This window comes from Agromyces sp. NPDC056389 (genome assembly GCF_042262385.1).
Lineage (GTDB): Bacteria > Actinomycetota > Actinomycetes > Actinomycetales > Microbacteriaceae > Agromyces.
The window spans coordinates 330641-352252 of sequence record NZ_JBHJPN010000003.1 but is presented as its reverse complement, the minus strand read 5'-3'; the positions used below and the strand labels follow the sequence as shown (position 1 = coordinate 352252).

Here is a 21612-nt window from a genome sequence, read left to right as displayed (position 1 = left end):
AGCGCGGGCGGATGCCGCGGCATCCGCTGCCGTCACTCCGCGTCCTGCGCGAGTCGCCGCAGGAGGGCGGCGAGGGTCGCCTGCTCCTCGCGACTGAGACCGCGGAGCTCCTCGGCCTCGCGCTCGGCGAGAGTGCGCATCGCGGCGTCGACGCGCGTCGCGCCCTCGTCGGTGAGTCGCACGAGCACGCTCCGGCCGTCGCGCGGGTTCGGCCGGCGTTCGACGAGGCCGCGGCGCGTGAGGTTGTCGAGCCGGTTCGTCATGGCCGCGCTGCCGATCATGGTCGCCTCGATGAGCTGCGCCGGGCTGAATTCGTGCGGCGGCTCCTCGCGGCGGAGTGCGGCCAGCACGTCGAACTCCCAGACCGCGAGCCCCGCGCCGCTGAAGGCCCCCGCCCGCAGTCGTCCGAGGCGGTTCGCCACGCGACGCAGACGCGACATGACGTCGAGGGGGGTGAGGTCGACGCCGGGCAGACGATGCGACCAGGCATCGATCAGCAGGTCGACCTCGTCGTCGCGGTCGCCGCGCTCACTCACGCTCCGTGGCATACCGAAACGGTATCCCGACATGGCACGTCGAGCACATTTCGACCTCGGCAGATGACGGATCACCGTCTCACGGCGATCACCGATCGAAACTGCGTCAGACTGGAAGGGTGCCGAGTCGCACCCGCGCCGGCCGCTGGGAGGAACAGTGACCCTCGATCGAACGACGACCATCGACGGTCTGCTGCCGACGGGCCTCCGTCGCGACTTCCCGTACCTCGACCAGGAGCTGAACGGGCATCCGCTCGCCTATCTCGACTCCGGCGCGACCGCGCAGCGGCCGCTCGCGGTGCTCGACGCCGAGCGCGCCTTCCTCGAGCACGCGAACGCCGCCGTGCACCGCGGCGCGTCGACCCTCGTCGGCACTTCGACGACCGCGTTCGAATCGGCGCGCGAGACGGTCGCCCGCTTCGTCGGCGCCGGCAGTCGCGAGATCGTGTGGGCGTCGAACGCGACCGACGCGATCAACATGGTCGCCCTCGGCATGGCGGATGCCGCGGCCGGCCTCGGCGGACCCGACGCCGAGATCTTCCGGCTCGGGTCGGGCGACGAGATCGTCGTGACCGAGGCTGAGCATCACGCCGACCTCATCCCGTGGCAGCGCCTCGCGGCCAAGACCGGCGCGACGCTGCGCTGGATCCCCGTGAACGACGACGGCACGTGGTCGGTCGACGACGCGGCAACCGTCATCGGCCCCCGTACCCGGCTCGTCGCATTCGGGCACGTGTCGAACGTCACCGGGTTCCTCGCTCCCGCAGCGGAGGTCGTCGAACTCGCCCACCGCCACGGCGCGCTCGTCATGCTCGACGCCTGCCAGTCGGTGCCGCACCGGCCCGTCGACTTCGCCGAACTCGGCGTCGACTTCGCGGCCTTCTCGGCCCACAAGATGCTCGGCCCGACCGGCATCGGCGTGCTGTACGGCAGGGAGCACCTGCTCGACGCCCTGCCGCCCGCCCGCACCGGCGGATCGACGATCACCATGGTGACGATGGAGTCGGCGTCGTTCCTGCCCGCCCCCCAGCGTTTCGAGGCCGGCACGCAACCGGTCTCGCAGGCCGTCGCCCTCGCCGAGGCCGTTCGCTACCTCGAAGGGCTCGGCATGCAGAACGTGCATGCCCACGAGACGGCGCTCGCCGAGCTCCTCGTCGAGGAGACCTCCCGAGTCGCGGGCGTGCGGCTCGTCGGCCCTCCCCCGGGCAGTCCGCGCGCGGCGCTCGCGAGCGTCGACGTGCCCGGCGTGCACGCACATGACGTCGGCCAGTTCCTCGACTCGCAGGGCATCGCCGTGCGCGTCGGCCACCACTGCGCCCAGCCGCTGCACCGCCGGCTCGGACTGCGCGCCACCACCCGGGCGAGCGCCTACGTCTACACGACGGCCGATGAGGTGCATCGCTTCGCTGCGGCGCTCGCCGACGTGCGCGGCTTCTTCGGGGTCGACGCATGAGCGATCTGTCGGGTCTGTATCAGGAGCTCATCCTCGACCACTCGCGTCGCCGCCTCGGTGACGGCGAACTCGCCGAGCCGCACGCGACGCACCACGAGCTGAACCCCACGTGCGGCGACGAGATCACGATGGGCATCCGCCTCGACGCATCCGGTACCGTGCTCGAAGCGATCGGCTGGACCGGCGACGGCTGCAGCATCTCGATGGCCTCGGCCTCCGCGCTCACCGAGCTCGCGGCCGGTGCCGACCTCGTCCGGGTGCGCGAACTCATCGACGGATTCCGCACGATGATGCGCTCGCAGGGCTCCGGCGAGGCCGATGAAGAGCTGCTCGGCGACGCGATCGCCTTCCACGGCGTCTCGAAGTACGTCATGCGGGTGAAGTGCGCGATGCTCGCGTGGGTCGCGCTCGAGGCGTGCATCGCCGCGGCGAGCGCCGACTCCGCGCGCTCCTGATCGGACCGGCGCCACGGCACGACCGTCGACGGCGAACGAGCAGGATCCGCTCACAGGGGCACCTCGAAGACCGGTGCCGACTCCAGCGACTCTCCCGCAGATCAACGGTGATTTCCGCGCGCCGCTACACGGCATCCGCTCAGTAGCGTGCCGCGACATTCTCCCGCCGCGAGCAGTCACTCTGATCAGTTGTGATTGAAAACACCAATCTTCAATCAACTCTTGACACGTCACGATCAGGCCAGCAGGGTATGGGATACCGAGCATCACCGAGCATTCCCTGACCGACCTGGAGAGTGTCATGACGCGTTTTCTCACCATCCCTCGCCCTACCGAGGAACCGATCACCGCTGATCGGGACTCGGGGGCATTCGGCTTCAGCCGGCGAAACCTCCTCGGCGGAATCCTCGCCGGCGTCGCCGTCACCGCCGTCGTTCCATCCGTCGCCAATGCGGCGATCATCCCCTCCCGCAAGGGCGGCGCCACGTCGATGGCCGACCAGCCGTTCGAAGCCGTCGACGTCGTCAAGATCGGCCTCATCGGCCTCGGCAACCGTGGCATGGGCATGCTCGACGGCTGGGTCGACGTGCCCGGCACCGCCGTCACGGCGGTGTGCGACATCAGGGCCGACCGGGCGAAGCGAGCCGCCGATCGGGTCGCCGCCAAGGGCAAGGCGCGTCCGCGCGAATACGGCGGCGGCGACGAGTCGTTCCAGAAGATGCTCGACACCGAAGAGCTCGACCTGGTCTACATCGCGACGCCGTGGGAGTTCCATCACGCGCACGGCAAGGCGGCCCTGCTCGCCGGAGCCCATGCGGCGATCGAGCTGCCGATCGCGACCGAGCTCGACGAGCTCTGGGACCTCGTCGACACCTCGGAGCGCACGCGCAAGCACCTGTTCCTCGCCGAGAACTGCTCGTACGGACGCAACGAGCTGGCGATGCTCAAGATGGCGCACGAGGGCGTCTTCGGCGACGTGACGAGCGGCCATGGCGGCTACCTGCACGACCTCCGCTCCCTGCTGTTCGCCGACGGCTACTACACCGATGACTGGCGCCGTCTCTGGCACACCCGCAGCACCGCGAGCTTCTACCCCATGCACGGGCTCGCACCCATCGCCGCGGCCATGGACATCAACCGGGGCGACCGCCTCGACACGCTGACGGCGACGGCCACGGCGGCGCGGGGGCTCGCCGACTACCGCGAGCGCTTCGTGCCGCGCGACCACCGCTCGTGGAAGGAGGAGTACATCAACGGCGACCTCGTCACGTGCATGATCACGACGGCGAACGGCCGCACGATCCGCGCCGAGCACAACGTGAGCCAGCCCCGCCCGTACAGCCGCATCAACACGCTCGAGGGCAGCCGCGGCATCTTCGAGGACTACGTCGGCGCCGATTCGACAGGCGCGCGCATCTACGCGGAGCCGTACCACGGCGGTGACACCTGGCGCGGCGCGAGCGCGATGCGCACGGAGTTCGACCACTGGCTCTGGAAGGACCTCGAAGGTCCGGCCGCCGGTGGCGGCCACGGCGGCATGGACTACATCCTGCAGTGGCGCATCGTGCAGCAGATGCGCGCCGGCCTCGTGCCCGACATCGACGTCTACGACTCCGCCGCCTGGTGCGCGCCCGTGCCGCTCAGCGTGAAGTCGCTCGCGAAGGGCGGCAAGCCCGTCGAGGTGCCCGACTTCACGCGCGGCGAGTGGAAGAAGCTGCGCCTCGGGCTCGACTCCGTACGATCCGCCATGCCCGCCGTCGTCTGACCGATCAGCTGAGAGGAAAACCATGTCCATGAAGTTCCTTCGCAAGGCCGCGATCGCCGGCGTGTTCGTGCTCGCCGCGTCCACCTGGTCGACTTCGGCCGCATACGGCGCATTCGCCGAGGAGTCGCCCGCCACGTCGCAGTCGCCTGCGTCCACCGAGGCTCCCGGGACCGAGGCTCCCGGGACCGAGGCTCCGGCGACGGATGCCCCGGCTTCCGAGGCGCCCGAGGGTGGCGCGCCCGACAGCGAGGCGCCGGCACCCGAGGCACCAGCGCCCGAGACCACGGCACCCGCACCGGAGTCGTCGAAGGCGCCCCACGCCGCGCCCGAGGCATCCGACCCGGCCGAGCCGGCACCCGAGATCACCGTCGCCGTCCCCGAGATCGGGCTCGACGGCCCGGCGATCGCAACGGTCGAGGTCACCGTGTCGAACGACTCGGCGGCGAAGATGAGTTCGGTCGTCGTCTCCTTCGCCGGACCGGTCGGCTGGCAGGTCGTGCCGTCGAGCCAGAAGCTCGACGCGATCAAGTCGGGTCGCGACCAGACCGCGACCTTCCAGGTGCGCGTCCCCGAGAAGCGCCCCGGGTTCGCCCTCCGCGTCTTCACCGCGACCGTCAGCTACAAGGGCGGCGACGGAGCGGGCAGCGCGACCGGAGTGCGAGCGATGCCGACCACGCCGCCCACGGATTCGCTCGCTGCCCTGTTCAACAGCGTCGCCATCACGACCGCGTCGCAGCCGACGGCGGGAAGCTTCGACAACGAGGGCAATACGTTCTCGGCGGAGCAGCTCGCGGCGGTCGGAGCCGGCCCGGGCGCGGCGATCGAGGCCCTCGGTGCCACGCTGCTGATGCCCGCCTCCCAGCCGGGAACCGCCGACAACGTCACCGCTGCCGGGCAGGCGCTCCGCATCGGCGGGCAGGGGCAACGCCTCGTCTTCCTCGGCTCCGGTTCCAGCACCAGTGCGACCGGCACGGCGACCGTCTTCTACACCGATGGCACCACGAGCTCGGGAGCGATCGGATTCCCGAACTGGTCGTTCCACGACGAGAATGCGCACGGCGCCGAACTCGCCGTCTCGACGAACGGCCGGAACCGGCCGAGCGGATACGGCGATGCCGCCTACCAGTACCGCATGTTCGCGCACTCGGTGCCGCTGACTGCCGGCAAGACGGTCGACTTCGTCGTACTGCCGACCAACGGCTCGATGCACATCTTCTCGATCGCGGTCGCTCCCTGACCCGTTCTTGCTGAACCGTTCGCGCCCGACCGGCACCCGCCGGCCGGGCGCGAACCGTTCGTGCGTCGCTTGCGCCCGTCGCGGGCCACCCCCTAGGTTGAGGAGCACGAGTCGTCCTGAGGATTCCTCGGCGACCGCAGGGAATCGATCCGCAGGTGTCCTCAGCGCTCTACGCACTCGGTCGGTGGGCCTACGGGGCTCGGGGCCTGGTCCTCGCGCTCTGGCTGATCGTGCTCGCCGTGCTGTTCACCGGCGCGGCCCTCCTCGGCGTCGGCACCGACAACACCTACCGCATCCCCGGCACCGAGTCCCAGGAGGCGCTCGACGCGCTCGCCCGCACCTTCCCCCAGGTGAGCGGCAGCTCGGCGCAGCTCGTCGCGGTGGCGCCCGAGGGCGGCGACGTCACCGACGCCGATTTCGAGGCCGCCGTGGAGAGTGCCGTCACCGAGCTCGCCGCCATCCCGCAGGTGTCGTCGGCGGCCTCGCCCTACTCGTCGGCGACGAGCGCGAACGTCAGCGCCGACGGCTCCGCAGTGCTCGTGCCGATCCAGCTCTCCGTCGGCACGACCTCGGTGCTCCCCTCGACCGCCGACGCACTGCAGGCCGAGGGGGCGGCACTCGAGGCCGCCCTCCCCGGCGGCTCCCAGGTCGCCGTCGGCGGCCAGTTGTTCTCGCAGAGCTCGACCGGCATCAGCGTCACCGAGCTCATCGGCATCGCGATCGCCTTCGTCGTGCTGCTCGTGACCTTCGCCTCGTTCGCGGCCGCCGGGCTGCCGCTCATCACCGCGCTCCTCGGCGCCGGCGCGTCGCTCGCGATCGTGTTCATCGGCACCGGATTCCTGACGATCACGTCGACGACCCCGCTCCTCGCCCTCATGCTCGGGCTCGCGGTGGGCATCGACTACGCCCTCTTCATCATCTCCCGGCACCAGGACCAGTTGAAGCAGGGGCACGACCCGGCCGAGTCGGCCGCCCGCGCGGTCGCGACCGCGGGCTCCGCCGTCGTGTTCGCGGCGATCACGGTGATCATCGCGCTGCTCGGCCTCGCGGTCGCCGGCATCCCCTTCCTCACGATGATGGGCGTGGCAGCCGCCCTCGCGGTCGCGATCGCGGTGCTCATCTCGCTCACCCTCACCCCGGCGCTCCTGGGCTTCGCCGGCTGGCGGGTGGTCGCGAAGCGCTACCGGCTGGCGAGGACGGCGGACGCCGCAGTGCGAGCGGATGCCTCCGCTGACGCGACATCCGGTCTCGCACCGGTCGACGGGACCGACGACGAGGACGATGAGGGCGAACTCGCCCCCGAACCCGTCGCGCACAGCCGCTTCTTCCTCGGCTGGGTGCGCACCGCCACGCGATGGCCGATCGTCACGATCGTCGTGATCGTCGCAGCGCTCGGTGTCGCGGCGTTGCCGGCGATGCACCTGCGACTCGCCCTGCCCGACGCGGGCTCGCTCGAGGAGGGCACCCCCGGCCGCGTCGCCTACGACCTCATCGACGAGCACTTCGGCCCGGGCTACAACGGCCCGCTCATCGTCACCGGCTCGATCATCCAGAGCACCGACCCCGTCGGGCTCATGGACGATCTCGGCACCGAGATCGCCGGCGTGCCCGGCGTGGCATCCGTCGCCCTCTCGACGCCGAACGAGGGCGGCGACACGGGCATCGTGCAGGTCATCCCCCAGGGCGGGCCCGACTCGGAGGCGACGAAGGACCTCGTCGCCGAACTGCGGTCGATGCACGACCACTTCGAGGAGGAGTACGGCGTCGACCTCTCGGTGACGAGTTACACGGCGGCCGGGATCGACATCTCCGATCGCCTCGCCGGTGCGCTGCTGCCGTTCGGCCTGCTCGTCGTCGGCCTCTCGCTCGTGCTGCTCGCGATGGTCTTCCGCTCGATCGTCGTGCCCGTGACCGCGGCGCTCGGCTACGCCCTCTCGGTGGCAGCGGCGTTCGGCCTGACGACGCTCGTGTTCGTCGACGGGTTCCTCGCCGACGCGCTCAACGTCGCCGACGTCGGCACGGTGATCAGCTTCATGCCGATCATCGTGATGGGCGTGCTGTTCGGCCTGGCGATGGACTACGAGGTGTTCCTCGTCAGCCGCATGCGCGAGGACTTCGTGCACCACGGCGACCCGCACTCCGCCGTCGAACGGGGCTTCCTGAGCTCCTCGCGAGTGGTCACCGCTGCCGCGATCATCATGTTCGCGGTGTTCGCCGCCTTCATCCCCGAGGGCGACGCGTCGATCCAGCCGATCGCCTTCGGGCTCGCGGTCGGCGTCGCGATCGACGCGTTCATCGTGCGGATGACCCTCATCCCGGCCGTGCTCGCGGTGTTCGGGCGGCGGTCGTGGTGGATTCCCGCATCGCTCGACCGGGTGCTGCCGCGCTTCGACATCGAGGGCGAGGGGCTCGCTCGCGAATTCGAGCTCGCCGAATGGCCGGAACCCGGCGATCGACTCGTCATCGCGGCCGAAGGGGTGCACATCGACGCCGTGCCCGAACTCGCGGGCGGATTCGGGGCGATGGTCGCCGGCGGCGAGGTCCTCGACGTCTCCGGCGGCTCGGACGCCGCCCGTCGCGCAGTGCTGTTCGCGCTCGGCGGCCGGCTGCCCGTCACGGGCGGCCGGCTCAAGGTCGCGGGCTTCGTGCTGCCGGCGCGAGCGTCCGCGGTGCGGTCGCGATCGGCCTACGTTCGCCTCGATCAGGCCCGGGACCCGGCCGCCGCGGTCGTCGACGCGCTCGCGAGCGGGGCATCCGTCATCATGCTCGACGGGGCCGACGGCGTCGTCGACGCGCCGGCGCGCACCGCGATCCGACACGTGCTGACGGATGCCGCCCTGGCCGCCCGCCGAAACGGCGAGCGCGAGCCCACCGTGGTGCTGGCGCACGGCGGCGAGGCTGCGGTCGCCGAGTTGGTGCCGCCCGGTCTCGTCGCGCACTCGCTTCGGCTGAGCGCGCCCGCCGCGGCGGTGGCGCCGATGCCGCCGTACGCACCCGCGGAGGTGGTCTGACATGTCGGGGGCGTTCTCGGCCGGCGCAGGGTCCGAGCGTCTCGGCCTCCCCGCGATCGTCGGCCTGCTGCTCGTGCCGCTCGTCACGGGGGGCGTGCTCACCTGGGCGCTCGCGACACCGACCGAGCACCTCGACCGCGTCACCGCCGCGATCGTCAACGACGACGAGCCGGTCACGGTCGACGGCAGCACCGTGCCGCTCGGCCGGCAGTTCGCGGCGGGGCTGATGGGCGGCACCGCTCAGGACGGAGCGGAACCCGAGGCCGACCCGCAGGACTTCGACTGGGTGCTCACGAACGACGACGAGGCAGCGGCCGGGCTCCGGAGCGGCCGCTACGTTGCGGTCGTGACCATCCCCGCGTCGTTCTCGGCGTCGGCGACGTCGATCGGCGGCCCCGCGGCGAGCGCGGTGCAGGCCGAGATCGAGGTCGAGACGACGCCTGCCTCCGCCGCACTCGACCCCGCGCTGACCGCAGCCGTCACGTCGACCGCGGTCGCCTCGATGAACGCCGAGCTCATCGCCCAGTACCTCGGCAACGTCTACGAGGGCTTCAACACCATCGAGGAGCAGATCTCGGACGCGGCATCCGGTGCTGCCGACCTCGCGACGGGTGCCGCATCGCTCGCCGACGGCGCGACTGCCCTCGCGAGCGGCGCGGAGCAGCTCGCCGCGGGCATCGGCTCGCTCGACTCCGGAACCGATGCGCTCGCCGTCGGCCTCGCCGAACTCGACGCGGCCGCGCAGTCGCTGCCCGGCGACGCGTCCGCGCTCGCACAGGGCGCGGCCGCGGTCTCCTCCGCGCTCGACACCGCCGCGTCGAAGCTCGACGGCGCCACGACCGAGTTCGCGGCGGTCGTGGCCGAGATCTGCGCACTGCCCGGGCCGGGCACGGTCTGCGGGCGGGCCTCCGGTGCACTCGGCACGCTGCAGACGGCGAATCAGGACGTCGCGGCGCTCGCGAGCGGCGCCGACCAGGTCACCGGTGGCGCCGAACAGCTGGCCGCGGGCATGTCGGTGCTCGTCGAGGGCATCGACGTCTCCTCCGACGGCGCCGACGAGCTCGCGGCGGGCGCCGATGCGTCGACCGCCGGCGCGACGTCGCTCGCCGCAGGCGCCGCGAACCTCGTGGCGGGCGCCGACCAGGTCGAGGCCGGTGCCGCCCAGCTCGCCGACGGCCTCGCCTCGGCGGCCGAGCAGCTGCCCACCTATTCCGACTCCGACATCGAGGTGCTGTCGTCGGTCGCCTCGGAGCCGGTGAACGCCGTGCAGTTCACGCCGCCAACTGGCTGGCAGTCGATTCCGCTGTTCGCGGTCGTCGCCCTCTGGATCGGCGGACTCGTCGTCGCCCTGGCCCGGCAGGCCGTGCCCGCGCGGCGACTGCTGACCGCGGCCTCGTCGGGCCGGATCGCCCTCGGGTCGCTGCTTCCGGGGGCCGCCGTCGGCGGCGCACAGGGGCTCGTCGTCGGCGTCGCCTTCCTCGTCGCCGTGCCCGTCGACCCCGCGCAGGGGCTCGGGTTCACCGCGGCCGCCGTGCTCGTCGGCGCCGTGTTCGCGGCCCTGAACCAGGGCCTCGCGGCATCCCTCGGCGCGGCCGGTCGACTCGCCGCGGCGTTCGTCGGGGCGATCGCGCTGGCGGCCGGCCTGTCATCGACCGTGCCGCCCTCGGTCGACTCGCTCGCCGCCGCGTTCCCGACCACGCCGGCGAACGAACTGCTGCTCGCGACACTGACCGCCGACGGTGCGGCGGCCTGGCCAGCCGTTGCCGGGCTCGTGCTGTTCGCGCTGCTCGGCGTCGCCCTCGTGTTCGCGGGCGTCGCAGCACGGCGCACGGTTCCCCTGCGGTCGGTGACGAGCGAGGGCTAGGAGATCACGGCCTCCACCACGGCCGGAGCGGCAGGTCGCCCGTGCTGCCGTGCTCGTCGGGCCGCACCGCGAGCACCTGGTGCAACTGGATGCCGCCGGTCTCGAATGCGAGCCGCGAGCCGGCCATGTAGAGGCCCCACACCTTCGCGGTCGGCAGGCCGACCTCGGCGACCGCCTCGTCCCAGTGCTCGACGAGGTTCGCGCACCAGTCGCGCAGCGTCATCGCGTAGTGCGGTCGCAGGTTCTCCTCGTGCACGACCTCGAGCCCGACATCCTGCGCCTCGGTGATGATGCGGCCGGAGCCGGTGAGCTCGCCGTCGGGGAAGACGTAGCGGTCGATGAACCCCTTCGCCGCGGGCTCCGAGCGGTTGTCGGGGCGCGTGATGCAGTGGTTCAGCAGCAGCCCGCCCGTGCGCAGTCGCGACTGCAGGAACGTGAAGTACGACGCGTAGTTCCTCACGCCGATGTGCTCGAGCAAGCCGATCGAGGAGACCGCGTCGAACCCGGTCTCGGCGATGTCGCGGTAGTCGCCGTACCGCACCTCTGCGAGGTCGCCGAGGCCCTCGTCGAGGATGGCCTGCTGCGCCCACGCCGTCTGCTCGGCCGACAGCGTCACGCCGAGCGCCCGGACCCCGCGTCGCGCCGCGTACCGCACCATGCCGCCCCACCCGCAGCCGACGTCGAGCAGCCGGTCGCCGGGCTCCAGCCGCAGCTTCTCGAACACGAGCCGGTACTTGTTCTCCTGCGCCTCGTCGAGTGAGGCCTCGGTGGCGGGATAGCACGCGCAGGTATAGGTCATCGAGGGCCCGAGCACCCACTCGTAGAAGGTGTTCGAGACGTCGTAGTGGTGGTGGATCGCCTCGGCGTCGCGGCTCTTGCTGTGTCGGAGCCCCTCGGCGACGCGCCGCCAGCGGGGCGGCGCCTCCTGCGGGGGCGGCGCGATCGGACGCAGGTGCTCGAGGCCGATCGAGCGGATGACATTGGCCATCGTGCGCGGCGGCGGCAGCTTGAAGACGAGCTCGTCGGCGAGCGCCTTCAACAGCTCGTAGGGGTCGCCGGGGTGCACGCCGTGGATGTCGATGTCGCCGGCGATGTAGGCGCGGGCGAGGCCGAGGTCGCCGCGGCCGGTCGCGAGGTAGGTCGTGCCCCGCGAGCTCTTCAGCTCGATCCCGAGCGCCGCATCGGGCGGCCCGGCCGAGCTGCCGTCGTAGGCGGTGAAGCGCAGCGGCAGTCGGCCGCCGGCGAAGATCTCGAGGATCTCGGCGAGGGTGAGCCTGCCCGAGGCATCCGTTGCCTCGTGGCGCTCGGGCGTCTCCGCCGCCTCGGTCGCCGTGCCCTTGGTCGTGGTCATCGTCGTTGCACCGCCTTCGCGTAGAGGTCGAGGAGTCGGGAGCCCGTGATCGACGTCATCGTCGTTGCACCGCCTTCGCGTAAAGGTCGAGGAGTCGGGAGTCGGGGTCGTAGCGCGCCTTGGTCGCGCGGTAGGCGTCACCGCCGTAGAGCGCGTCGAACTCGGCGCGGGAGTAGAACGCGTCGGAGTAGAGCGACTTGTGCCCGTCGAGGGCGCTGACCTCGCGTTCGATGCGACGGTTCGTCTCACCCTCGGTGGCCCCGACCGGCACGGTCGACCAGAAGCCGACGTTGACGTAGCTGCGGTGCGGCTCGAGCGGGTAGAGCGGCCAGGCGTCGTCGCCGCGCAGCCGGAGCGGGCACAGCCAGATCGGCTCGATCGGCACGTTCGCGAGGAACCAGTCGAGGAACTCCGCGCACCGCTCGATCGGCACCTCGACGTCTTGGATGACGCGTTCGCGGGGCGGCAGCCCTTTCAGCGCCTCGATCCGGTTGCCGAGGTCGTAACGCCGTTCGAGGCGCATGAGCGTCGCATACGACCTGCTGCGCCTGAGGCGGCGCGGCCAGAGCCGGCGAACGAGCGGATGCTGCGCGCCGAACGCCTCGGAGCACCAGAACCAGTCGGTGTCCCATCGCCAGAGGTAGTCGTGCGTCGTGAGGCGGTCGTGCGTCACCCCCTCGTCGTGCTGGATGGAGCGGTAGAAGACCCGCTGACCGGTGTAGTCGCCGACCGGTCCGGATGCCGCGGTCCTCCGCCCGAGGCAGAGATACGACTCCTCGGCGCTGAAGACGACGCCGTCGAGGTACTCGACGGCGTCCCCGTCGTAGCGGCCCGTTCGGACGATGCCCTCCATGGCGGCGACGAGGTCGGCGATGGCATGGAACCGCACATGCGTGAGCGCGACGAACGGCAGCACCGGCTCGAGCTCGATGCGCAGGCGCACCGCGTAGCCGAGCGTGCCGTAGGAGTTCGGGAACGCGCGGAAGAGCTCGGGGTGCTCGCTCGGCGACGCCGTGAGCACCTCCCCCGCCCCGGTGAGGATGTCCATCTCGAGCACCGACTCGTGCGGCAGACCGCTTCGGAACGACGTCGACTCGATGCCGAGCCCGGTGACCGCCCCGCCGATGGTGATGGTCTTCAGTTGCGGCACGACGAGCGGCGCCAGTCCGAACGGCAGCGTCGCCGCGACCAGGTCTTCATAGGTGCACATGCCGGCCACTTCGGCGGTGCGCGCCTCGACGTCGACCGCGATGACGTGCGTCAGGCCCGAGGTGTCGAGCCCGGGGACATCCGTCGCCGCTCGCGACCTGAAGAGGTTCGAGGTGCGCTTCGCGAGCCGCACCGGGGAGCCCGGCGGCACGGCCCGGTAGCTCGCGAGCAGGCGCTCCACGCCGGCGGCGTGAGTGGTGCGTGCATCGGTCGCGAGTGCGGACACGCCTCCAAACTAGTCCGCGGCACCCTCGTGCGCATCAGCACGCGCACGAGTGCACCGCATCGGTGGGTGCTGGCAGACTCGGGGGCATGACGACGGAGATCGGCACGCCCGGCGGCACGCCCGAGCGCCCGGCGCGCTTCTTCGCCACGCCCGCGGAGTTCCGAGCGTGGCTCGAAGCCAACCACGACACGGCCACCGAGCTCTGGATGGGCCTCTACAAGAAGCACGTGCCCGATCGCGGGCTGACCTGGGAGCAGGCGGTGCCCGAGGCGCTGTGCTTCGGCTGGATCGACTCGGTCTCCCAGCGCATCGACGAAGATGCACGGCGCCAGCGATGGACTCCGCGCAAGGCCACGAGCACCTGGTCGAGCGTCAACATCGCGCTCGTCGAGCAGCTCACGGCCGAGGGACGCATGCGCGAGGCCGGCATCGCCGCGTACGAACGACGGCGTGACGATCGCTCGGGCATCTACTCCCACGAGAATCCCCATCAGGAACTGCCGGCCGAGGCCGCCGCACGGCTTGCGGCGAACCCGGCCGCCGCGGCGTTCTGGCAGGCCGCGACGCCGACCTATCGTCGCCAGGTCACCCACTGGGTGCTCTCGGCGAAGCAGGAGGCCACTCGCGAGCGGCGACTCGTCCAGCTGATCGACGACAGCGCAGCGGGCGTCCTGGTGCCGTTCCAGCGCTACGGCGAGACGCCGAAGTGGGCGGAACGCGCTGCAGAGGCGGCGCGGGCCGCGGCATCGGCGGCCTCGACCGACTGACACCAGTGGTCAGGCGACGAGGATCGCCTGGATGGCGAGTCCGTGCTCTTCGGCGCGGTCGATCACTCGATCCACTCCGGCACGATCGTGCGCGGCCGCATACACCAGCCACACGACGACGGCCGCGGCCGCGTCGCCGACTCGCGCCGCGACCGCGTCGATCAGGGCCAGCGTCGCGGCGCGCGAGGAGAACTGCAGCACCAGGCACGGCGTCGCATCGATCTGGTCGAACGAGGCGAGCCCGTCGAGCAGGAATCCGCGCTCGAGGTCGGATGCTTCCATCCAGATCGGCACGAGGTGCGGGACCCGCTCGGACTGCTGACGATCGCTGCCCGCCGGCCGCTCGAGCGTGGGCGCACCGCGTCGCGCCCGCACCACGTCGAAGAGGTCGAGCCTCGACCCGACGTTCTTCAGCAGCAGTGGCGTGATGCTGAGTCTCGGATCGCCGGCGGGAGCTGCGACCCGGCGGCGATGCTCCTGCACGAGCTGCGCGGACTGCTCGGCCGCGATCTCGGCGACCTCGTCGTCGCGGAGGATCGCGCCGCGATGCCGCTTGCGGTACTCGGTCGGCGATTGGCCGAACCACTCGGCGAAGCCGCGCGAGAAGTACTTGACGTCGGAGAAGCCGCACGCCCCCGAGATCTCGAGCGTCGTCCCCTCGGTCGTGAGCAGGAGGTGCTCGGCGTCCGAGACCCGCAGGTATGTGAGCAGGTCGCTGAAGCTGATCGCTGCGACATCCTTCACGAGATGCGAGACGTACGACTTCGAGTAGTGCTGCTCGTGCGCGACGAGGTCGAGCACGTCGCGCCGTTCGCTATGGCGGCGCATGAGGCGCAGGGTCGTGAGGTACTTCGTGCGTCGCTCCGCCGTCAGCGACTGATCGCGGTGGTAGTAGTGCTCGAGGGAGTACCCGGCGCAGAGCAGTCGCACGATCTCGTGCGCGGCGTCAGCCGCACCGCCGATGACGTCGAGCAGGAGTCCGCGAAGCAGGCTCTCCTGCCTGAGGTAGCGCGCCAGGTCGAAGGATTCGCACGCGAAGATGAGACCCTCCACGAAGGGGTCGACGTCGCGGAACTCGGCGAGGTCGAGGTGCACGAGCGCGGTGACGTTGTCGACGGAGCCCTCGAGGAGGTGCGGGTCGCGCTGGTTCACGACCACGAAGTCGCCGGGCTCGAGGTCGAACTCCTCGCTGCTGACCGTGACGTGCAGCGCGCCCTGCAGTACGTAGACGATCTCGACGACGCCGGGATGCATGTGCAGCCGGGTGCTGCGGATCGCCTGCACCGAGGTGCGCACTCCGGCGGCATCCGCGAACTCGACGACCGATTCCAGCATCACCCTGTCGCTCTCGCTGCCCGCCCTCACCTCCGGGCGGAACGCCCGCGGCGACACCGGCTCATCGCATGGTCCAGAGGCTCCGCCGGAACGTTCAGGGTACCCGCCGCCGCGTCACCAGGCGAAGTTGCCGTCCTCCACGGTGAGCTTGCCGTCGCAGAAGATGAGGCGGATGTTCTCCGAGTCGTAGATCACGCGCGGATCCTCGGTCGGATCCTGCCGCAGCACGAGCAGGTCGGCGAGCTTGCCGGGCTCGACCGTGCCGATGACGTGCGACATGCCGGCCGCCTCGGAGCTCGTGACCGTGCCCGCCGTGATCGCCTCCATCGTCGTCATGCCGTACTGCACGAGCGCACGGAACTCGAGGGCGCTGTACTCGCCGAACTTCGTGAGCGGTTCGTAGACCGTGTCAGAGCCGAGCGCGATCTTCACGCCCGCGGCCCTGGCCGTCTGGAAACTCTGCACGGCGCGCCGGCCGTAGGTCTGGCCGAAGCCAGCGTCGTGGTCGTCGTAGAGGTCGCGGTAGAGGAAGGCGTCGGGGCGGACCTTCGGCTTGGCGGCATCGCCCACCGGGATGAAGTCGCGATACCAGTTGACGATGAGCTGCAGCGTCGGCACGAGGATCGTGCCCTTCCGCGCCATCTTCTCGGCGAGCGCCTCGTCGATATCCTCGCCGTGCTCGATCGTGTCGCAGCCGGCGTCGACCGCCATCTCGATGGCCTCGCGGTTCTCGGCGTGGGCGAGCACGATCGTGCCCTTCTGGCGGTGCGCCTCCTCGACGCACGCCCGCATCTCGGCGACCGAGTAGTGAACGTCGCCGTTGCGATCGTGCGGCCAGTTGTCGCCGCCGCTCGCCCAGATCTTCACTGCGTCGGCGCCCTCGCGCAGCAGGTAGCGAACCGACTTGACGATCTCGTCTTCGCCGTCGGCGATGATGCCCCAGACACCGTTCTCCCGAACGTACTCGGGCGTGAACTGGAAGAGGTCGGCGTGCCCGCCGGTGCGGGAGAGACCCGGCCCGCAGGCGATCACCTTGGGGCCCGGGATCTTCTGCTCGAAGAAGAGGCGCTTGAGGTAGAGCCCGTTCCACGAGATGTCGCGCACCGTCGTGAAGCCCCGCTTCAGCAGTTCCTGGGCCTCGTAGACCGAGCGCATGGCACGGAGCAGTTTCGGTTCGGCGATGACGCCGAGCTCCTGGTCCTCGACTTCGGCGCGTCCTCCAGCGAGGTGCACGTGGGCGTCGATCAGGCCGGGCATCACGAAGTGGCCGTCGAGCGGCACCTCCTGGTCGCCCGCCTCCCGCCGGTACTCCGCCATGGACACGATGGCGATGATGCGACCGTCGCGCACGATGACGGCCCGGTTCTCGAGCGGGTCGCCGCCGCGGCCGTCGACGACGGTGACCGACAGCAGTGCGAACCTCGCGCCGATCCTCATGCGTCGACCACCTCTGCGTCCTCATCGAGGCGGATGGTTCCCGGCGGCCGGCGGAACCCCCGCGTCGAGAAGGCGAGGTAGATCACGCCGAGCACGACCCAGACGAGTCCGAGGATCTTCGCCGAGCTGTCGATGCTCACCCACAGCATGATGCAGACCGCCACGCCGATTGCCGGCAGCACGAGGAAGCGAACGGCATCCCAGCCGTGTCGACGCCCGCCGCGAATGAAGTAGTGGCTGATCACCGAGTAGTTGACGAGCGCGAATCCGGTGAGGGCGCCGAAGCTCATGAGGGAAGCCGCGCCCATGAGGTTGTCGGCGTAGAACACGGCGGTCAGCGCGATGGCCGAGGTGAGCAGGATGTTGTTGACCGGCGTGCGGAACCGGGCGCTCAGCGTGCCGAAGAACCTCTTCGGCAGGGCGCCGTCGCGACCCATGCCGTAGAGCACGCGGGAGACCGCCGCGAGACCGGCCATGGCGCAGATGAAGCTGGCGAGATTGTCCGTCACGAGGAAGGTCGTCGAGAGCGCATCGCCGCCGAGACGGCCGAGCAGCTCGAAGATGCCGGCGTCCTCGTCGACGATGTCGCGGTACCCGGTCGGCCAGGCGATCTGCGTGAAGTAGGAGATGAGCGCGAAGGCGATGCCGGCGCCGATGCAGACGATCATGATCGCCCGCGGCACGGTCTTCTCGGGCTTCACGGTCTCCTCGGCCATCGTCGACACGGCGTCGAAGCCGAGGAAGGACACCGCGAGGATCGACGCGGCCCAGAGCACGTTGCCGGCGTCGAAGGTCGCGGGGTTGTAGATCGCCTCGGGCACGAAGAGGGTGCCGCTTCCGCCGCCCTGTACGACGTAGCCGATGATGAGGCCGATGAGCACGACGCAGAACAGCACCTGCGCGCCGATCACCACCATGTTGATGCGGCCCGTGACCTTGACGCCGGCGATGTTCGTCCATGCGCCGAGCGCTGCGGCGGCGACCACCCAGACGGCGACGGGCACGCCCGGCACGAACTCGTTCATGTAGATGCCGAACAGCAGGTAGCAGATCATCGGCAGCAGGAGGTAGTCGATGAGCATGACCCACCCCGTGAGGAATCCGAGCCACGGGTTCACCGCGCGCTGAACGTAGGTGTAGGCCGAACCGGCGATCGGGTACGCCTTGACCATGCTCGCGTAGCTGTACGCGGTGAAGAACATGACGATCGTCGTCACGACGTAGGCGAGCGCCATCATGCCGCCGGTCAGGCTCGTGATGATGCCGTAGTAGTTGAAGACGACGGTCGGTGCGAGGTAGGCGAGGCCGAAGACGACCAGGTACTTGAGCGTGAGCACGCGTTTCAGCGCGAGCGGGCTGCGTTCTTCGGTCATCCGGGTCTCCTCCATTGGCGCGATGGACGTGCCTCGAACGGCGTGCGGAGCTCGGCCGCACGCGACCCGAGGTCGCCCGGAGCGAGCCTAGGGAGGGCTCATCGCCCGGTCATATGCCATCGGCGCTGAACCGGAATGACGATCGCGCTCAGCCGGCAGGGGCGACGTCGGCACCGGCGGCCCCGAAGAACTCGAGTGCGGCTTCCCGGAACACGCGCGAGCCCGGCGCGTTGAAGTGGTGCCGCGACGGCAGTTCGACGAAGGTGCCGCCGGGCGTCGCGCGCGCGAGCAGCTTCGACTGCGCGAGGATCGCGTCGTCGCTGCCGGTGGCGAAGAGGATCGGCTGCAGCGGCGGGTGCGCGACATCGGGGTCGGCGTCGCCGAGGCGCATGCCCTCGGCGAGCGCGACGAGCGCACGCAGGTCGTTGCCTGCCACGCGCTCGGCGAGGGTCACGTAGTTGCGGGTGACCTGGTCTTCGACCGGGGTGCCGTGATCGGCGAACGCGCGCGCCTCTTCGATCTGCAGCCGCGCGAGGGGCCGCCCGTCGGGGATGCCGCCGAGCACCGCGCGCTCGACGTGGTCGGGCAGCTGCACGGCAACCTGCCAACCGACGCGCGCGCCGAGCGAGTAGCCGGCGTAGAAGACGGTGTCGAGCAGGTAGGTGTCGAGCACGGTCGTGATGTCGTCGACGAAGGCGTCCATGCCGTAGGCGGATGCCTCATGCGGCTTGTCGCTCGCACCGTGGCCCCGCTGGTCGACGCCGAGCACACGGTACCCCGCACGCGTGAGGTCGCGCACCCACCCCGTGTTCACCCAGTTGTCGCGGCAGCTCGACGCGAAGCCGTGCACGCAGAGCACCGTCGGCGCGTCCTCCTCGCCCCAGGAGTACGTGGCGATGCGGATGCCGTCGCCCGACATCACGTACTTCGGCGAGGGCATCTCGGTGAGGGCGGGGAGCGAGGCATCCATGTCAGCCATTCTGGCCCCTCGACCGTCGCTCCTCGGCCGAAGGTACGAGACAGGTCGAGCCGATCGCCCGATGTCGCGGGTGCCGTTCCCCGCGAGCATCGGAGCCATGACCGAAGCATCCGCTCGCCCCATGTCGCGCACCACCGCGCCCCGCCGCCGGGAGTGGCTCGCGCCCGCCGGACTCATCCTGCTCAGCCTCGTGCCGGTCGTCGCGGGCGGCATGCGGCTCACCGAGCTCGCGAGCGACCCGGTCGTGACGGCCGAGAACGCCCGGTTCGTCGTCTTCCCCGCGCCGGTCGTCGTGCACATCGTCGGCGCGACCGTCTTCGCGCTGCTCGGCGCGCTGCAGTTCGCGCCGTCGCTGCGTCGGCACCGCTGGCACCGCATCTCGGGGCGCATCGCGGCGCCGGCCGGCTTCCTCGCCGCGGTGTCGGGGCTCTGGCTGACGGTCTTCTCCGATCTGCCCGCCTCCGACGGGCAGGCGCTGCTCGTCATCCGCCTCGTGTTCGGCACGGCGATGGCCGCGAGCATCGTCGTCGCGTTCGTCGCGGTGCGGCGCGGCGACATCCGCCGGCACAGCGCATGGATGACACGGGGGTATGCGATCGGGCTGGCCGCGGGCACGCAGGTCTTCACGATGCTCCCCTGGTTCCTGCTCTTCGGCGTGCCCGACGTGAACGTGCGCGCCGTGCTCATGGCCGCCGGCTGGGTGATCAACCTCGCCGTCGCCGAGATCGTCATCCGGCGCCGCGACGCCCGCGGCATGTTCCGTCCTTCCGGCCGATCCGCCCGTGCCGCCGCAGCCCTACGATGAGGGCATGACGAGCCCCGTCCGCACGCTGTGGGAGGCGCCGGCCGCGTCGCCGCCGCCGCCCCGCCGCGTCTGGCGCGACTGGGTGCTCGTGGCGGTCATCCCTCCGCTCGTGCTGCTCGAGGCGTCGCTGCGCAGCGACGTGCCGTGGCACTGGCTCTGGGCCGTCGTGCTCATCGCCCTCGTGCCGACCCTGCTCTGGCGGCGCAGCCGGCCCCTCCTCATGCTCGTCATCGCATTCGGCACCGGGGCGGTGGTCGCCGTGGCGACGGGCGGCGACCCGCAGCTCGCAGCGACCGCGTACATGCTCGTGCTCGTCTACGCCGCATTCCGCTGGGGCGACGGCCGCGCGCGCATCGTCGGCGCAGCGCTCCTCGCCGCTTCGACGGCGCTCTCCCTCGCCTTCGGGCCGACGACCCCCACCGACGTCATCGGCGGTACTGCCGTGCTCGTCGCGACCATCTCGCTCGGCGCGGCCTTCCGCTGGCGAGCGGGGTCGCGGGCCCGCGAGCTCGACCGGGTCAAGCTCGACGAGCGCGAGCAGCTCGCGCGCGACCTGCACGACACCGTGGCGCACCACGTCTCGGCGATCGCGATCCAGGCGCAGGCCGGCACCGCGCTGGCCGCCACCGACCCCGGCGCAGCAGCAGCCGCGCTGCAGACGATCGAGCGTGAGGCCTCGCGCACGCTCGCCGAGATGCGCTCGATCGTGCGGGTGCTTCGCCGAGCGGATGCCGCCGAGCTCGCGCCCGGGCCGGGTCTCGGCGATCTGGGCGGGCTGGCCTCGACCGCCTCGGGCGATGTCGCCGCGGAAGGCCCCCGCATCGAGGTGCGCCTCGCCGGGGACGTCGAGTCCGTGCCGCCCACGATCGGCGCCGCCGTCTACCGCATGGTGCAGGAGTCGGTCACGAACGCGCGCCGCCACGCGCGCGGGGCCACGCGCGTCGAGGTGCTCGTGCAGGTCGACGGCGCCGGCATCCGGCTCGACGTGCACGACGACGGCGTCGCCGCGGCATCCGATGCACCCGGCTTCGGCATCGTCGGCATGGTCGAGCGCGCGACGCTGCTCGGCGGCACGTGCTCGGCCGGCCGCGCGCCCGAGGGCGGGTGGACCGTTACCGCGGCACTCCCCCGCAGCGGGTGGTCGACATGACCGTGCGCGTGCTGATCGCCGACGACCAGCAACTCGTGCGCGCGGGGCTCCGGGTTCTCCTCGACACGCAGCCCGACATCGAGGTGATCGCCGAGGCCGCCGACGGAGCCGAGGCGATCGCCCTCGCTCGGAGCCTGCGACCCGACGTGTGCCTCCTCGACATCCGCATGCCCGGCACCGACGGCCTCGAAGCGACCAGGGCGATCGCCGGCCCGGATGCCGCGGAGCCGATCCCGGTCGTCGTGATCACGACCTTCGACCTCGACGAATACGTCTACGCGGCGCTGCGGGCGGGGGCCCGGGGCTTCCTCCTGAAGGACGCCGGCGCGGCCATGCTCGCCCAAGCCGTGCACGCCGCCGCCCGCGGCGACGCGCTCATCGCGCCGAACGTGACGGTGCGCCTGCTCGAGGCGTTCGCCGGCACGAAGCCGGCCTCCGGGCCCGCTGCGCCGCCTCTCGAACCGCTCACCGCGCGCGAGCGCGACGTGCTCGCCGCCGTCGCCCGCGGCCTGGGCAACACCGAGATCGCCGGCGAGCTGCACATCTCGCTCAGCACGGTGAAGACCCACGTCGCGAGCCTCATGACGAAGCTCGACGCGCGCAACCGTGTCGAGCTCGCGATCTGGGCGCTCGGCGAGCGGCGCGACGGTCGCTGCTGA

Annotated in this window: 17 protein-coding genes; 10 read left to right on the top strand and 7 right to left on the bottom strand. The window is 71.1% G+C overall.

Annotated features, from left to right (window positions below; genetic code table 11):
- Positions 1 to 32: 32 nt before the first annotated feature.
- Positions 33 to 548 (bottom strand): MarR family winged helix-turn-helix transcriptional regulator, encoded by a 516-nt coding sequence (locus ACFCVM_RS17700; protein ID WP_375838043.1) that lies wholly within the window; start codon positions 546 to 548, stop codon positions 33 to 35.
- Between the two features lie 145 nt (positions 549 to 693).
- Between ACFCVM_RS17700 and ACFCVM_RS17695 the strand changes: the two genes are divergently transcribed.
- The 6 genes from ACFCVM_RS17695 (at position 694) to ACFCVM_RS17670 (ending at position 10321) form a co-directional block, all read left to right on the top strand.
- Positions 694 to 1989, top strand: coding sequence for a SufS family cysteine desulfurase (locus tag ACFCVM_RS17695; RefSeq protein WP_375838042.1), 1296 nt, complete (start codon positions 694 to 696; stop codon positions 1987 to 1989).
- Positions 1986 to 2444, top strand: coding sequence for a Fe-S cluster assembly sulfur transfer protein SufU (sufU, locus tag ACFCVM_RS17690; protein WP_375838041.1), 459 nt, complete (start codon positions 1986 to 1988; stop codon positions 2442 to 2444). The genes ACFCVM_RS17695 and sufU overlap by 4 nt, the downstream gene beginning before the upstream one ends.
- Positions 2445 to 2745: 301 nt before the next feature.
- Positions 2746 to 4209, top strand: a complete 1464-nt coding sequence (locus ACFCVM_RS17685; RefSeq protein ID WP_375838040.1) for a Gfo/Idh/MocA family protein — start codon at positions 2746 to 2748, stop codon at positions 4207 to 4209.
- Between the two features lie 22 nt (positions 4210 to 4231).
- Positions 4232 to 5446: an NEW3 domain-containing protein gene (locus ACFCVM_RS17680; protein ID WP_375838039.1), complete on the top strand. Its 1215-nt coding sequence runs from the start codon at positions 4232 to 4234 to the stop codon at positions 5444 to 5446.
- 155 nt (positions 5447 to 5601) lie between these two features.
- A complete protein-coding gene (locus ACFCVM_RS17675) occupies positions 5602 to 8457 on the top strand; it encodes an MMPL family transporter (RefSeq protein WP_375838038.1) in 2856 nt (951 codons plus the stop codon).
- A gap of 1 nt (position 8458) precedes the next feature.
- Positions 8459 to 10321, top strand: a complete 1863-nt coding sequence (locus tag ACFCVM_RS17670) for a hypothetical protein (RefSeq protein WP_375838037.1) — start codon at positions 8459 to 8461, stop codon at positions 10319 to 10321.
- 4 nt (positions 10322 to 10325) lie between these two features.
- Here the strand turns inward: ACFCVM_RS17670 and ACFCVM_RS17665 are convergent, their stop codons facing one another.
- Both ACFCVM_RS17665 and ACFCVM_RS17660 read right to left on the bottom strand, forming a co-directional pair.
- Positions 10326 to 11672, bottom strand: a complete 1347-nt coding sequence (locus ACFCVM_RS17665) for a class I SAM-dependent methyltransferase (protein WP_375838036.1) — start codon at positions 11670 to 11672, stop codon at positions 10326 to 10328.
- A gap of 55 nt (positions 11673 to 11727) precedes the next feature.
- Positions 11728 to 13107: an FAD-binding oxidoreductase gene (locus ACFCVM_RS17660; protein WP_375838035.1), complete on the bottom strand. Its 1380-nt coding sequence runs from the start codon at positions 13105 to 13107 to the stop codon at positions 11728 to 11730.
- A gap of 86 nt (positions 13108 to 13193) precedes the next feature.
- Between ACFCVM_RS17660 and ACFCVM_RS17655 the strand changes: the two genes are divergently transcribed.
- Positions 13194 to 13874, top strand: coding sequence for a YdeI family protein (locus tag ACFCVM_RS17655; protein ID WP_375838034.1), 681 nt, complete (start codon positions 13194 to 13196; stop codon positions 13872 to 13874).
- Between the two features lie 9 nt (positions 13875 to 13883).
- On the opposite strand, the gene ACFCVM_RS17650 is transcribed toward ACFCVM_RS17655, so the two are convergent.
- The 4 genes from ACFCVM_RS17650 to ACFCVM_RS17635 form a co-directional block, all read right to left on the bottom strand.
- Entirely contained in the window at positions 13884 to 15209 is a 1326-nt protein-coding gene (locus ACFCVM_RS17650) for a helix-turn-helix domain-containing protein (protein ID WP_375838033.1), read from the bottom strand.
- 114 nt (positions 15210 to 15323) lie between these two features.
- On the bottom strand, positions 15324 to 16646 hold the full coding sequence (locus tag ACFCVM_RS17645; protein WP_375838032.1) for an amidohydrolase family protein: 1323 nt from the start codon (positions 16644 to 16646) through the stop codon (positions 15324 to 15326).
- Positions 16643 to 18019, bottom strand: coding sequence for an APC family permease (locus tag ACFCVM_RS17640; protein ID WP_375838031.1), 1377 nt, complete (start codon positions 18017 to 18019; stop codon positions 16643 to 16645). Before ACFCVM_RS17640 ends, ACFCVM_RS17645 begins: the two co-directional genes overlap by 4 nt.
- A 148-nt stretch (positions 18020 to 18167) precedes the next feature.
- The gene (locus ACFCVM_RS17635; protein WP_375838030.1) at positions 18168 to 18989 is read right to left on the bottom strand and encodes an alpha/beta fold hydrolase; all 822 of its coding nucleotides are present in this window, start codon (positions 18987 to 18989) and stop codon (positions 18168 to 18170) included.
- Positions 18990 to 19095: 106 nt separating this feature from the next.
- Here ACFCVM_RS17635 and ACFCVM_RS17630 point away from each other — a divergent pair, with 106 nt between their 5' ends.
- Genes ACFCVM_RS17630 through ACFCVM_RS17620 form a run of 3 tightly spaced genes read left to right on the top strand, consistent with a single transcriptional unit; the run spans position 19096 to position 21612 of the window.
- Positions 19096 to 19803 (top strand): DUF2306 domain-containing protein, encoded by a 708-nt coding sequence (locus ACFCVM_RS17630; protein WP_375838029.1) that lies wholly within the window; start codon positions 19096 to 19098, stop codon positions 19801 to 19803.
- 4 nt (positions 19804 to 19807) lie between these two features.
- Positions 19808 to 20953: a sensor histidine kinase gene (locus tag ACFCVM_RS17625; protein ID WP_375838028.1), complete on the top strand. Its 1146-nt coding sequence runs from the start codon at positions 19808 to 19810 to the stop codon at positions 20951 to 20953.
- Entirely contained in the window at positions 20950 to 21612 is a 663-nt protein-coding gene (locus ACFCVM_RS17620; protein WP_375838027.1) for a response regulator, read from the top strand. Before ACFCVM_RS17625 ends, ACFCVM_RS17620 begins: the two co-directional genes overlap by 4 nt.

Coding starts and splice junctions, on each gene's coding strand:
- ACFCVM_RS17700 (WP_375838043.1), bottom strand. CDS start 548: ATGCCACGGAGCGTGAGTGAGCGCGGCGACCGCGACGACGAGGTCGAC.
- sufU (WP_375838041.1), top strand. CDS start 1,986: ATGAGCGATCTGTCGGGTCTGTATCAGGAGCTCATCCTCGACCACTCG.
- ACFCVM_RS17685 (WP_375838040.1), top strand. CDS start 2,746: ATGACGCGTTTTCTCACCATCCCTCGCCCTACCGAGGAACCGATCACC.
- ACFCVM_RS17680 (WP_375838039.1), top strand. CDS start 4,232: ATGTCCATGAAGTTCCTTCGCAAGGCCGCGATCGCCGGCGTGTTCGTG.
- ACFCVM_RS17670 (WP_375838037.1), top strand. CDS start 8,459: ATGTCGGGGGCGTTCTCGGCCGGCGCAGGGTCCGAGCGTCTCGGCCTC.
- ACFCVM_RS17665 (WP_375838036.1), bottom strand. CDS start 11,672: ATGACCACGACCAAGGGCACGGCGACCGAGGCGGCGGAGACGCCCGAG.
- ACFCVM_RS17655 (WP_375838034.1), top strand. CDS start 13,194: ATGACGACGGAGATCGGCACGCCCGGCGGCACGCCCGAGCGCCCGGCG.
- ACFCVM_RS17650 (WP_375838033.1), bottom strand. CDS start 15,209: ATGCTGGAATCGGTCGTCGAGTTCGCGGATGCCGCCGGAGTGCGCACC.
- ACFCVM_RS17645 (WP_375838032.1), bottom strand. CDS start 16,646: ATGAGGATCGGCGCGAGGTTCGCACTGCTGTCGGTCACCGTCGTCGAC.
- ACFCVM_RS17640 (WP_375838031.1), bottom strand. CDS start 18,019: ATGACCGAAGAACGCAGCCCGCTCGCGCTGAAACGCGTGCTCACGCTC.
- ACFCVM_RS17635 (WP_375838030.1), bottom strand. CDS start 18,989: ATGGATGCCTCGCTCCCCGCCCTCACCGAGATGCCCTCGCCGAAGTAC.
- ACFCVM_RS17630 (WP_375838029.1), top strand. CDS start 19,096: ATGACCGAAGCATCCGCTCGCCCCATGTCGCGCACCACCGCGCCCCGC.
- ACFCVM_RS17625 (WP_375838028.1), top strand. CDS start 19,808: ATGACGAGCCCCGTCCGCACGCTGTGGGAGGCGCCGGCCGCGTCGCCG.
- ACFCVM_RS17620 (WP_375838027.1), top strand. CDS start 20,950: ATGACCGTGCGCGTGCTGATCGCCGACGACCAGCAACTCGTGCGCGCG.